General features: G+C 54.8%; 10 protein-coding genes. All 10 read right to left on the minus strand.

Annotation, left to right across the window (positions count from 1 at the left end; translation table 11 throughout):
• Window positions 1-65: 65 nt before the first annotated feature.
• Window positions 66-980 carry a lysophospholipid acyltransferase family protein gene (locus tag OCV58_RS03245; RefSeq protein WP_087477834.1) on the minus strand — a complete coding sequence of 305 codons (915 nt, stop codon included), beginning with the start codon at window positions 978-980 and terminating at the stop codon, window positions 66-68.
• A 10-nt stretch (window positions 981-990) separates the two neighbouring features.
• Complete coding sequence (gene lpxD, locus OCV58_RS03250) at window positions 991-2,019, minus strand: UDP-3-O-(3-hydroxymyristoyl)glucosamine N-acyltransferase (RefSeq protein ID WP_087477835.1); 1,029 nt, start codon at window positions 2,017-2,019, stop codon at window positions 991-993.
• Window positions 2,020-2,034: 15 nt separating this feature from the next.
• The gene (locus tag OCV58_RS03255) at window positions 2,035-2,454 is read right to left on the minus strand and encodes an OmpH/Skp family outer membrane protein (protein ID WP_087477836.1); all 420 of its coding nucleotides are present in this window, start codon (window positions 2,452-2,454) and stop codon (window positions 2,035-2,037) included.
• A gap of 19 nt (window positions 2,455-2,473) precedes the next feature.
• Complete coding sequence (locus OCV58_RS03260) at window positions 2,474-3,403, minus strand: conserved oligomeric Golgi complex subunit 6 (RefSeq protein WP_154876932.1); 930 nt, start codon at window positions 3,401-3,403, stop codon at window positions 2,474-2,476.
• 9 nt (window positions 3,404-3,412) lie between these two features.
• Window positions 3,413-3,898, minus strand: a complete 486-nt coding sequence (locus OCV58_RS03265) for an OmpH/Skp family outer membrane protein (protein ID WP_087477838.1) — start codon at window positions 3,896-3,898, stop codon at window positions 3,413-3,415.
• A 22-nt stretch (window positions 3,899-3,920) separates the two neighbouring features.
• Entirely contained in the window at window positions 3,921-5,207 is a 1,287-nt protein-coding gene (locus tag OCV58_RS03270; protein ID WP_267312772.1) for a hypothetical protein, read from the minus strand.
• Between the two features lie 13 nt (window positions 5,208-5,220).
• Window positions 5,221-7,560 carry a BamA/OMP85 family outer membrane protein gene (locus OCV58_RS03275; RefSeq protein ID WP_154876933.1) on the minus strand — a complete coding sequence of 780 codons (2,340 nt, stop codon included), beginning with the start codon at window positions 7,558-7,560 and terminating at the stop codon, window positions 5,221-5,223.
• Window positions 7,561-7,573: 13 nt separating this feature from the next.
• Window positions 7,574-8,149, minus strand: a complete 576-nt coding sequence (locus OCV58_RS03280) for a hypothetical protein (RefSeq protein ID WP_154876934.1) — start codon at window positions 8,147-8,149, stop codon at window positions 7,574-7,576.
• A 139-nt stretch (window positions 8,150-8,288) separates the two neighbouring features.
• Window positions 8,289-8,927 carry a sigma-70 family RNA polymerase sigma factor gene (locus OCV58_RS03285; RefSeq protein WP_154876935.1) on the minus strand — a complete coding sequence of 213 codons (639 nt, stop codon included), beginning with the start codon at window positions 8,925-8,927 and terminating at the stop codon, window positions 8,289-8,291.
• A gap of 17 nt (window positions 8,928-8,944) precedes the next feature.
• Window positions 8,945-13,246, minus strand: a complete 4,302-nt coding sequence (locus OCV58_RS03290) for a translocation/assembly module TamB domain-containing protein (protein ID WP_154876936.1) — start codon at window positions 13,244-13,246, stop codon at window positions 8,945-8,947.
• Window positions 13,247-13,412 lie beyond the last annotated feature (166 nt).

The raw sequence follows: 13,412 nt of genomic DNA on the forward strand, positions 1-13,412 counted from the left end.
GACAAAATTGTTAAAAAGCTGTAAAAATTGGCGCCGCCTACATTTCGGCAGCGCCAATGGATGAGCTAGTTCTGTTGTTCTTTCAGCTTTTGTTTCTCTTTATACCGTTTCGTCCATTTCCAGCGATTGTGAAGCCAGAACCATTCGTCGGGATACTTGCGGATATGTGCTTCCAGACGATCGTTCAGCTGCTGCGTAACGTCATATACGATCCGCTTCTTTTCTTCCTTCGACAACGGCGTGTCGGACGTATAAGGCCGAATCGGCGGCAGCGCTTCTACGACGTAATGATAAGGTCTGTCTTCGTGAATGAAAATAGACAATATCGGATAGTTTTGTATGCCGGCCAGCTTCGCCGGGCCGTCGGCCGTCAGTGTATCCCGGCCGAACAGCTTGACCATGATGCCGGCATATCCCGGGTCCTGGTCCATGAGCAGGCCGATATAATGGCCCTTGGCCAAAAAACGTACCATGTCGCGGATGCCCGTCTTATACGTAACGTGCTGCTTCATCATCGCCCGGTATTCGTTGATAAACGTATCCGAGCCCTTATTGTCCTGCTGCTGCGCCACCGATATGAGAGGATAGCCGCTCATCGCCAAATACGCGCCGAGAAGCTCCCAGTTCCCTGCATGGGAAGCCATAAAAATCGCGCCCTCACCGCTCGCCTTGAGCTCGTCGAGATATTCTTTGCCATGAAACACGATTTTTTTATCGAGAATCTCTTTGTCATACACAGGATAGGACAGCACCTCGATGATCATACGGCCGAAGCGCGTCGTACTGGCTTTGGCGATCGCCATCGCTTCGCCGGCATCTGCCGTAAGGCCGCATTCAAGGATTTGATCCCGCGCCAAGATTTTGCGCTTCTTCGGCACAAAGGTCCAGAAAAAGGCGCCGAAAAACGCCCCCAAACCGCGGCGCATGAAAAAAGGAATATGGCAAATCAGAAAGCTGAGACATTTCATGAATGTATACATAGGCAGCCTCTTACATTCCCGCCTTTTTTTCTAATTCGGCAATTTTCTTTTCCAGAGCCTTGATCGTCTTGGCCATTTCAGGCAGACGTTTGATGTAAGCCTGCGTACGGCTCCATTCGATGTGGGGACGGACGGGGAATCCGGCGTAAACCTTATTGCCTTCCATATTTCCTGTAATCCCTGATTTTCCGGCAAATACAGCATTGTCGCCAATCGTAACGTGCCCCGTGCAGCCCGTTTGCCCGGCAAAAATAACGTGGTGGCCGACCTTCGTGCTGCCGGCAATCCCCGTCTGAGCGATAATAAAGCAATCTTCGCCGATTTCTACGTTATGGCCCAGGTGGACGAGGTTGTCGATTTTAGTTCCCGCCGCTACCTTTGTCGAACCAAGCGTCGCGTTGTCAATACACGTGCAGGCGCCGATTTCGACGTCGTCTCCGATTTCGACGTTGCCGATTTGGGGAATGCGCGTATGCTTGCCGTCTTTCGTGGCGAAGCCGAATCCTTCGCCGCCGATGACGGCGTGGGCCCGGATAACGTCGCGTTCTCCCAGAACGCAGTTTTCATGGATAACGGCGCCGGGGAAAATCGTCGTACCGTTACCAATGGAAACGTTGTCGCCAATGAACACGTAGGGATAGATGATGCAGTCTTCGCCGATCTTGACGTTCTTTCCGATAACGGCGTACGCCATAATGGCGGCATTTGCCCCTACAGACGCGCTTTCATCGACAATCGCCGTAGGATGGACGCCCGATTGTACAGACTGGCGAGGATGAAACAGCACAAGGAGCTTGGAAAAAGCCAAGCGAGGATTTTCTACGATCACCAGGGTATTGTCGCCGGCAGGCACTTCTTTTTCAACCATAACGGCGCCGGCGTGGACCTGAGGAAGATATTCCGTATAGGGGTCGACGGCGAAGGTAATATCCTGCTTCCCCGCTTCCGCCAACCCTTTAATATCCGAAATCACGGCGCTGCCGTCGCCAATCACAGTTCCGCCCAAAAATTCTGCTAATTCTTGCACTGTTTTTTCCACAATGTACACTCCTTTTTACTGCAGCTTTGCAATTAACTCATCGGTCACGTCGATGCCGCCGTTAGGCACGGCTTCTTTCACCATGACGATGCCCACTTCTTTTTCTTTAGCTATTTCGCCCAAGTTCGTCTGAATATCCGACATAAACTGCCGCTGCATGCTGGCGGCAAAAATATTCAATTCCTGCTGCGACTGCTGCTGTTTCTTTTGGAAGTCTTCAGCCGACATCGTGCTCTGCGCCTTCTGCAATTCCTCCGTTACGGACTTTTGCTTTTCTTCCGTTTTTTCTTTATATTTCTGTACGAGCGGCGCTTCCTTCCGCACCCGTTCCAAGTCGACGACGCCGACCCGGTCTTCGCCGCCGCATCCGGCAAGCATGCCGACGCACAGGGTTAACAGCGCGGCAGCCGTCAGCCGCTTCCACATTGTTTTCATCGTACAAATCCTCCTACTATCAGCCTAATCTGGCAATAATATCGTCGGTAACATCCCGCGCCGTTCCCACGCCGGCATATTCGCAGAAAATCATCTCTATGCCCTGCTCGTGCGCGACGTCGGCGGCTCTTGTCCTGATATCTGCCAGGATGGCCTCTTTGACATCTTTCATTTTCTTTTCTTTAGCCTGCAGTTTCTCTTTCCACTGCCGGTTCCACTCTTCCGGCTCCGGCCGGTCCTGCAGCGCGCTCAGCTGTGACTGGAAGGCGCTGCGGCTGTCGTCGCGGCGTTTTTCCAAATCGCCTTTTACGGTCTTGGCGTATTCTTCCAGCTCTTTCTGCGCCTTTTCCCGATACGGAGCCATTTCCTTATCGATTTCCGCCGCCGTTTCGCCGCTGATTACTACGCTAGGTTCCGCCGATTTCAGCAGCTGCGCCAGCTCCGCTTCAGCGGCCTGCCGTTCTTCCTGGCTCAAGACCAGATTTTGCAACTTCAGCTGCAAATTGACGATTTTTAGCGAATCGGCATTCGAAATCATAGGCTGTGATTTCCTCTTTTCCTGCAGTATCCGGTCGTACTGCTGCTTCAGTCCGTTATTTAACTCCTGTTCCTTCAGCAGCACCTTGGCCTGCAGCTCCTGATTCAGCGCCGCCGTCCCGGCAGCATCCACAGCAGCAAACTGCTGCGACGCAATGCCTTCTGCCGCCGCCTTATGGGAGTAGTTCCACTGCTCAAACTGATATTGGGCAACCATGGCGTTGTATTCCAGCTCCAGCCGATGATATTCGCTGTATCTGGGATGACTCATAACCACGTGCTCCAGGTCGACATAGGCATACGACGGCCCTGCCTCCGATACCTGATTTCGTTGTTCCATCGCACGCCAGCCTACGACTATGCAGGCGGCTATGACGACGGCGCCGATAACTGCCGCATATATCCGCTTCATGAGATCTCCTTATTTGGACTGAGAATCGTTCAGCTGCTTCGCTACTTGATCGGTAATGTCCGTACCGCCGTACAGGACGACGCGCTTATCTACGACGAGGCTGAGGCCCTTCGTGCTGGCGACGGAACCGATAGCCGTATCGACTTTATCCTTCATGCCCTTGAAGATTTCTTCCTGCTTCTGGTTCATTTCTTCCTGCATTTTCTGGAACAGCGCCTGTTTTTGTTCGTCCGTCATGTTCGCAGACTGTTCGTCAAACTGTTTCTGCATGTCTTCGCCGGCCTGCTGAAGCTGTTTCTGTGCTTCGACGGCGTCCTGATTATCCGGCGTGATGACCTTGCTCATATCGACGACGCCGATATTGCTCGACGGCGCGGCGTTGACGGGATTGCCCATCTGCATGACGGCTAAGCCGGCAATACTAAGAACGAAGACGACGGCGATTACGCCGGAAAAAATTTTAATATTTCGTTTTTTACCCATTTCTGACATCATAACGGCATGTACTCCTTTATGTTTACAAATATCCGATGACCCTGAGCCAATTGTCATGGTCGGATATGATATATTCTAACCCGATGTATTCGTGGACGCGGTAGGTCAGGCCGATTTCGTCCTCATGATTTGTCAAATCCCTGTCGAAGCGAAGCATCCATTTTTTGCCCAGGTACTGGCGCACCCATACGTGGCTGCTGTCGTCGTCCGTCTCGTACTGATAACCCAGACGGGTATATTTTCCCCAGCGGTAGAAGTAGCCGGGAATGATATTCCAATCGACGGAGCTGGGCATGAATTCCACCTGCGTATACACCTCGTGATGGCCGCCGATTTTGCGGCCAAAATGGGCTTTTAAAACCGTGTCGTCGCCGCTGTTGTCATCGCGGCCGACGTCGACGTAGGCCCCGGCCTGAATATCGTAAAAATCAGTTCGGGAACGCAGCTGGATCTTCATATTTTCCCCGATTTCCACGACAGGGTCAACTTTCAGCTTGTACTTGCGGATAACCCATTGGCTGTCTACGCTCCGGCGCAGGTCAGCCTGTATATCTCGTTCATGGCGGTGAACAAACGCCACGGGCAGGCCTTCCAGCCCAGCGTAGCGTTCTTCTATGTTCTTGCGGGCGCTGAGGAAAATCACTCTCGGCAGATGTTCCGCCTCGATCGCTACGTCCACATTGCGCACTACAGGCAGCTTCGGCAGCAAGTAAATTTCTACCTCTGCCCTGCGCCCCGGCGTAATGGCGATATGGGGATAAAATTCCGGCAGCTGGCTTTCCAGTTCGCTTTCCATCACGGCTTTTATCGTACCGTCTGCCCAGTCCAGGGCATCGACAGGCAGGCCGACGAGGAGATTTTCCACGATAGACGAAGCATTGCGCAAATCGCCGTCGGCCAGGCGTCGGCCCATATCGGGAAGGGCGCCGTAATCCACATGCATGGCGACGGATTGAATCGTCTCTCCCCACGGACGGATCTGCACGGCCAACGTCGTGTCCTCGCCCGGCTGAATCTGAATCGATTCCACAGTGTAGCCAATTAGGACCCGATTGACAATATCGTTAATAATCCGGTTATATTCCTCGCCGTTTGCCAGCACCTCGCCGCTGTCATGGGTCAGCAGCACGTGGTTTCCTACGGTTTGAATGCTGGCCGCTATGCGCTTCTGCACCAAGGGCGGCATCTTCTCCTGCACGGAAGAGACGCTGACGCTGACATGAGCGATGGGAGCCGCCCATGCGCTGCCAACGCTGCAGCAGGCGCATACGGCTGCTCCCAAGCCCGCTCGAAGTATAGTCGATTTCATTGGTCCGACAGCATTAGAACTTGCCGCCGAAGCTGAAGTGGAACTTGCCGCCTTCATCGCCTACGCCGTAATCGAGGCGAATCGGCCCGATAGGCGTCGTGACGCGGAAGCCCAAGCCGCCGGCATAGTGCAGTTCGTCGTTGTCATGGTACCAGGGCACCTTATCCGTGCCGCCCCAGGCGTTACCGGCATCGACGAAGAATACGCCCTGTACTTTTTTAGCGATAGGATAGCGGTATTCAATCGTACCCAAGTACATCTTATTACCGCGGAATTCATCGTCTTCATACCCGCGGAGGTTATCGGCGCCGCCCAGCGTGAACAAGTCATTGTACGGCATGTCGCCATCGGCAATACCGCCCATGAGGCGGACGGCAATGACGTGGGCATGGCCGACCTTGTAATACAGGCGATTTTCGACAATGAACTTAAAGTAATCGAAGTCGCCGCCCAGACCGTTGCCGGCCCAAATACCCGTAAAGGACAGGCGTTTGCCCCGCGTCGGATCGAAGACGTTGTCGCGGTTATCGAATACATGGGACCAGCGTAGGCTATTCGTACGGCCAAAGTTATTATCCATATATCCCTGATATTCAGGATTTCCCGATGCTTCCAATTCCGGATAGTTCAAGCCGCCGTTATAGTCTTTGTATTTCGTTTCCTTCGTTTCCAAAGTAATGAAATCGCTGACGTATTCGCTGCGGACGCGGCCGTAGGTGATATTGAAGCCCCGTGTCTGGCGGTCGTAATCGGCAACGGAATCGCCGTCTTCATTATAATCTTCATAATCATTTTCGCGGTCAAACAAGCTGAAGCCTATGGAATCGCCATGATCGTTAAGCCACGGATGGGTATAAGAGAAAATGTAGTTCTTATTGGAATCGGAGTCGCCGCCGAATTCCCACTGGATGCTGACCTTATCGCCTGTGCCGCGCAGGTTTGTTTCGCTCAGGCCCAGGATACCTACCAGGCCGTCCGAATCGGAATAGCCGGCGCCGATAGTAACGGTACCAGTCTTTTGTTCTACGACGTCGATTTCAACGATGACGTCCTGGGGATTTTTCTGGCCCGGCAGCAGGCGGACGTTGACGTCTTCAAAGTAGCCCGTATTATAGACGCGCTGAATGCTTCGGCTGGCAACTTCGCGGTTAAATACGTCGCCCTTCTTGAAACGCAGTTCCCGGAGAATAACCTTATCCCGCGTCTTCGTATTGCCCCGCAGGGAAATATCTTCTACATGGACTTCAGAAATGCCGATGTGGAGAATCCCCTCTTCGTCGAGGCTGACTTCCGATACGCGGTTCAGCATGTAGCCGGCGTTATTGTACGTCGTATTGATGGCGGCAATGTCGCGGCTGACAATCGACGTATTGAGCACCGAGCCCGGCGTAATCGTAATGAGCTTTTTGATATCGCCGTCCGAAAGGGACTTATTCCCTGTAATCTCTATGCCGTTGACGACAGGGTTCATCTGAACGGTGTAGTTCAGCTGAACCCCTTCGGGTACGTTGGTAAAGGACGGTTTAACCGTAGAAAAGATGCCCGTCGAGCCGATGACGTTCAAGTCATGGCGGATATAGGCCATATTGACGGCGTCACCGACGCGCATAGCCAATCGCGGAAGAATGTTTTCCTCGATTTTTTCATCCGGTACCGGGCTGACCGTAACAGACGTAGCCGTCTTGTTGAGGTACGGCGCGACGTCGCTGTCCGATACAAGGCTGCCGTAGGGCAGGTTGACCCCGCCTTCCGGCGGAATGACAGCCATAGGATAGTTGGGAACGCTGGAATCTACGACGAAGTCGCCGATTCTAGCCGGGAACTGTACCGGCGTGCCCGGCAGTTTGGGAGCAGGCGCAGCCGGAGCTGCTGCAGGCTGCGATGCAGCGTCAGATGCTGCAGCCGGAGCCGTTTCAGCAGAAGCCGCTGTTTCCGCGGCCTGAGGCGCAGCTTCATATCCAGTACCTGGAACAGCAACAGGAGCAGCGCTTTCCTGGGAAGAAGCTTCGGCGGCCTTATGAATTTCTTCCGGCGTCTTGCCTTCAGCAATCGCCGCCAACTCTTCTTCCGTTTCATACCCAGTCAGCCCCGATTGGGCCGCCGCCATCGTATCCTGCGTCGCCTTATCGGCCCGCGCCGTTATCGTCGCATTGACGGCCATCTTTTCAGTACCCGACATTCCGGCCGCCGAAACTATATCGGCGGCGACGACGTCCTTGCCTACCGGTTCGTATCCCGTCGCGCCGGCAGCCGGAGCCGGCTGCGCCGCCGTTTCGTCGCTTGCCCACACCGGGCAGGTCATCATTGCGCTGGTCATCATCAAGACAAGAAGCTTCTTCTTCCGCGTATTCATACAAAACCTCCATTTAGTTATTCTTTACGTCCGTACCGCGCAGGCTATGGCGCGCATCTCGTACGGCCTGCTGTATCTGCGCGTCTGTCAGCACCTCTTTCGGCTCAGGCGCGCTGCGTTGAATCGGCGCGGCAGCTTCTGATGCCGAAGCAGGCGCCGCTGCGTCATCGCGTTGTTCATGCGAGGCTGTCGGCCTCGCCGCGGCAGCAGACTCTGCATGAACCTGCTGCCCTGCATATGGTTCAGGCTGCGCCGACGCCTTGGCCGGTGCAGCCGGCAATTTCTCAGGAGACTGCTGTACTGCCGGTGCGGCATCCCGTACCGGCAGCGCCGTCGCGGGACTTTCCCTGGTCGCGGCATACCACAATCCAGCGGCCATGACGGCAATCCCCATAGCAGCTGCGACACGAAGTTTAGCGCGCACCTTCAAGCCGTGGCGTTTCCGCAGATTTTTCATCTCGGCCTCCGCCAGCATGAGATTCAGTTCTCCCTGGATTTCAGACTGGCGGTCAAAGGATTGCTCCGCTTTTTCCAGCCACATCTTAGCCGACCGGACATGTTCAGCTATATTATTGCCTGATTTTCCCATATGCTGCTGACTCCTTTCTGAACATACCTATAGTATCCTGGCACAGGGCCTCGTTTGTAACAGAAAAAAATCAGCAAAATTCCTATATTACACGAAAAATACTCACTAAATCTTTATTTTTCTAAGGAAAACACCTCGGTTACTTCTTTTTGCAGTCGTGAATAAACTGACTGAGCATGCCGCGAACGCGGCGAATCCCCCGTTTCTGCAGGCGGTAGACATAAGGCAGGCTCACGTCCATGTCGCGGGCCAGATATTTCTGCTGCTTATCCTGCAAATACACGCCCTCGAGGACGGCCTGCTCCTTCTGCGGCAGACGCTGCAGCGTCTTGGCTACGTGTTCAAACAGCAATCGGCGCCCCGTCTGCTCCGCAATATCTACGTCGTCGTCAGGAAGCATTTCCCGCAGCGTCAGTCCGTTTTCATCAGGCTCGTCGATGGACAAGGATGCCATACTGCCTTCCTTATTCAGGTAGTCAACGATTTCTCCCCGGATACGGTGTACGGCAAACAAAGGAAAGGCCACATTGCGCCGGTAGTCAAAGCGCTCGACGGCTTCGATGAGGCCGACCGTCCCTTCCTGCACGGCGTCAGGCAGCAAATCCGCCCGGATATGCCAGCGCATCGCCTCTTTGAATACGAGAGGCTGATATTGCTCGATGAGCTTTCTGCGGCTGGCCATATCGCCGTCGTCCTTGTACGCCTTCCATAAGGCCCGCTCTTCCTCCGGCGTCAAGAGGGAAATGCGCTTTAATTCTTCTAAATATCGTTCCAGCACGCTGTCCCCTCCTGTTCCTAATAGAATGAATAGCGGTACATGCCGCCGACAAAACTGTCGTCGTCGGACGTCCAGGCGTTGACGCTGAACCGGCTGCCCAAATCATACTGGGCGCCGAAACGGTTGTCGTCGTGATTTAACCCGAAAGCCGCCGTAAGCATGAAGTTATCAAACAGATATTTGCCCATTTCGATGTTGTAATAGTTGTTGCTTACATCGCTGTGCTCGTCGCTGAAATCCAAAGACCCGTTGGTAACGGTCAGCATGTCCAGATACAGCGCCTTTTCCAGCTCCTGCGTAATACCCAGGCTGTTCAGGGTCATGCGGATACCCGAACCGACGAGGGTACTCATGTCCTCGCTGTTCAGGGAGCTCTGCTGCTTACTGCTGCTGTTGCGCAGCGTAATCAAGGAAATGATCTGCTGCTTCGTAAGCGGCGGGTCCGACCGCAGCACCAGGTCCATATTTTCTACAGGACCTCGGAGCGTCAGCAAGACGCCGTACTGGCCGACGCGCGTGTTCCCTTCGATGTCGACAGACGGCAGGAACGAGCCGAACTGATTAAAGTCAGCCCGGGCTTTAGACAGGCGGAACGTCGTATTTAAGTAATAGACCGTCCCGCGCGACGCTTCGAACCGGCCCGACGGCATGGGCCATGTCGTCGATCCTCTGAAACGAGCAGAGCCATTTACCATTAAATCATATAATGCCGGATTATACAACCTTACTTTTTCCCCTAAGTTTACAGAAACGTCCAATTCCAACTCGGGAGCGCTGGAACTATCGGAAAAGCTCAGGGGTATATCCAGGGTCGTATTCGCTATATCGATAGAACCGCTCAGCTTAGGACCTCGCCGACCTTCGCCTAAGGTAAAGGTCCCGTTCAGCGGGCCTTTAAAGTAATCGCAGTCCAAGGCCAGGCGATTCAAAAACAGATTGCCTTCATACTTCGTCAAATGCCAGCCGTCCCAGGCGGCCTGGCCTTGGACGAAAACGCTGCCCGGATCCTTGGCGCCTTCTTTGTCCATCGTCGCCGAGGCGGTTACAGAGACGTTCTGGCCGCCAAATACGATATTGCCCGTAATGTGTTCCAGCGGATAGGTGACATCGCTGAACTGGATGGAACCGTCCTGCACGCTCACGCTGCCGTTTATCTGCGGCTCTGCCAGCGTGCCTCCCAGCTGCAGCTCCCCTTCGACGCCGCCCTGAGCCGACTCGACGGCAGGCGTCAGGACCGCTAAAATATCCAGCCCCGTGTTGTCGAGCTTGAGCGTCACATTCATCGGCTCGGCGCCCCGCCCGCCGTGAAGCGCGCTGACAGGTATGTCGCCGTAGGCCGCGACTTTATAGGGATCGCGGGCTAAATAGGCCTGATCGATATGTATATTTCCATCGCGGATGTTCAATAAGGCAAAGCCGTTGGTGAAGTCTACGCCGTTAATAGCGCCGCCGTTCAGCTGCGCCGACACGTCGGCTTCCAAATCGTCGCCCGTACCGCCCAGGGCCGCGGCAAAATCAATGGGCGTATCGACGTCTACGTCAGTCTGCCCCAAAATATCCAGCAAGGCCCGGGACGGGAAATTGCGGGCCGCCACCTGCATATCGACGGGACCGTGGAAGGCATAAGTCCCCTTCGCGGCCAGCAGGCTGTCGCCGGTCTTCAGGGACAGCTTATTGACCTGTACCGTTCCCTTTTCCAGGCGAATATCTATATCTGCCGGTTCGACAGCTTGTCCGGCCAGCGACGCGTCCGTAATCTGCCCTATAATAGACGCTTTCGGATCAGACGCCGTCCCTTCCAAATCAATTTGGCCGTTTATATGGCCTTCTACCTTCTGTACAGGCACGGCGGCCAGCTTCAGGATGCTGGCAATATCGCCGTTGCGAACGCCGGCCTGTCCGCGCATCCAACCGTCTTCCGTACGGTACAGCAGGTTCGCATCGTACGAGCCGCCGCTTTGGTCAAAGTGCAGATCCGTCAGGCGCACCAGCTTGTCATAATACGCAAAATCACCACGTACGTTCGTCAGCTCCATGCCGTTGATCGTAAGCGTATCAGCCCGCAGAGAGCCTCCGGCCGTCGGGTTGTCCGGCGTGCCGCCAATATGGGCGCTGACGTTGAACACGCCGCTCCGCGGCAGGCGGCTGCGCGGCATCATGCGGGAAATATCCAGTTCCTTTCCTTCAATATCCAGGTTCAAGGACTGGCCGACAGAGCCCTGTACGGATACAGACGCGTTGTACGACGAAATATCGCCGTTCGAAATATAAAGGACGCCCTGATCCAGGCGATAGTCGGCGCTGATATTTTTATATAAGTACCCGGCGTAAGAACCGCTGGTCAAGTGGAAGGTTCCCTCTGCGACCGGGTCGTCTATGGTTCCGCGAATCGACACGGTATTATCCGCCCAGCCCGTCATGGGCAAATCGCCCTGCCCAATCGCCGGCAGGAGTTTTTCCAGGCGCATGTGCTCCGTAGTCATCGTCCCGCTGACGGCTCGCGTATCTAAATCTACCGTTCCCGACAGTGTATGAACGCCGTCTTTATATCGCCAGTATGCAGCGGGGATTTCAATTTGACGGCCGACACCGCGAAGGGTTCCGTCGATAGAATCAAAGGCCAAGTGCTGAATCGAGCCGTTCCGCCCGCTGACAGACAGTTCCCACTGCAGGTCGGGGCCGTATACATGGCCTGCAGCCGACACAGAGCCGCTCATAGGCACGGAAGCGGCAGAACCCAGCACGTCGAGGGACACGTTTTCTGCCGTAAAGGCAATGTTCGGCGCGCCCGTATACATATCATAGGTGCCGCCGCCCCGAATCGTGCCGCCGCCGACAGCCATGTCCAAATTCGACAGGGTAATAACTCCGTCGGTGTAGGAAAAATCGGCAGAACTGCGATCCGATTCTATGCCGTCGTATGAAAGGCCGTAGGCTTCCGCCCGGCCCAAAGCCTGTACCGTACCGCTCTGGAGATTGCCGGCCGCCTGGACTTCTGCCGAAACAGACCCCAATACGGAAACGGGGACCGCAGGAATCTGCGACAAGTCGACAGATGCAGCCTTCGCCTCGGCAGTGAAATCGCCCGTATCGGCATGATAAGCGCCGCGGCCCGTAATCTCGCCTCCGGCGGCATGGGCCGTTAGATTTTCTATCTGCGCCACATGGTCTGCGTAGGAAATATCCGCCGCGCCGTCGTCGAGAAGCCAGCCGTCGTAAGCGACGTTCGAAGCGGTGAGCTTGCCCTTGCCGCTTACGTCGTCGGCCGTCCCCCACAGGGTTCCCTTAAATCCGACTGTACCGGAAACGGGAGCCGGTATAAATTCAGAAAAAGCGTCCAGCGCCGCACCCGGCACGTCGACGTCTATATTGAATACAGGAGACGCGCCGTTGGTCTTCACAATGCCGTCGGCCTGAAATTCCTGGCCGTTGATTGTCCCCGATACACCTTTCAGCAGCACATCGTCCGTCCCCAGGGAAACATGGCCCGTAAGCCCGTCTACGCTGAGGCCGTACGCGGCGGCTGCGCCGTCTGCAATGTCGGCCTGCCCCGATACGAAGAGGCCGTCTTTGCCGTCGGCTACCCGCGCTTTTACATTCTCGGCAGCGCCGCCGAGAATCGTCACGTCTACGTCCTTTGGAATAAAGGGAGCGGCATACGACGCGTCGATGCGTTCGGCCTGTATCGTCATATCATATTGCCGCGCCGACGTATACGTTCCCGAAAGAATCAGGTCGTAGCCGTCCAGCAAGGCATCGGCTGTCAAGGCGATGGCCTTGGGGTATTCGGCAAAGGACACAGAGCCATCTACGTCTTCCAAAGCCACCGTCCTGCCGCTTCCATCAGGCAGCAGCACGCGCACGACGCCGTCGCTCAGGCGCACGACGCCGTAAAAATCTGCGCCCCTTTCCGTATCACTCGGTTTAATAAGGGCAGCAACATTCCACGAGCCGTCTTCATTTTCCCAGAGATGCACTACGGGCTTGTCAACGGCTACTGTATCCAGCGACGCCAATACGTTCCCATCCCATAGAGAAGGCAGTATTTTGACGGGATTGACATACACGTCGATATCTTCGCTTTCCAGCACGATCCGCCCCTTCGCGTCGCGGATAACCGGACGGGATATGGTCACCTTCCCCGTCAGGGAAATATCCATCGACGCGAAGGATAAGGTTCCGTTTAGCTTGCTATTTGCTGTTGTCGTTACGATTTCGCTCAGCTGCTGCGTTAAAGCCGGTTTTTCCATCCAAAAAGCCGCCGTGGCCGACAGAAAAAAGGCCGACGCAGCGCAGCCGGCTATCCATTTTTTCTTCACGCCGAGTCTCCCGCATGTACATATAAAAAACAAAAGTGTATGAATCTCTTTTTATTCTACCTAGGCCGGTACATAAAATCAAGAAATATATGGCGTCCTTCAAAAATTGTTTAAAACTTGTGACACGCCGTCTGTATTGCAAAGAAGGTCATAAGCCGCCGTCCCG

This window comes from Megasphaera stantonii (genome assembly GCF_025567065.1).
Taxonomy (GTDB): Bacteria; Bacillota; Negativicutes; order Veillonellales; family Megasphaeraceae; genus Megasphaera; species Megasphaera stantonii.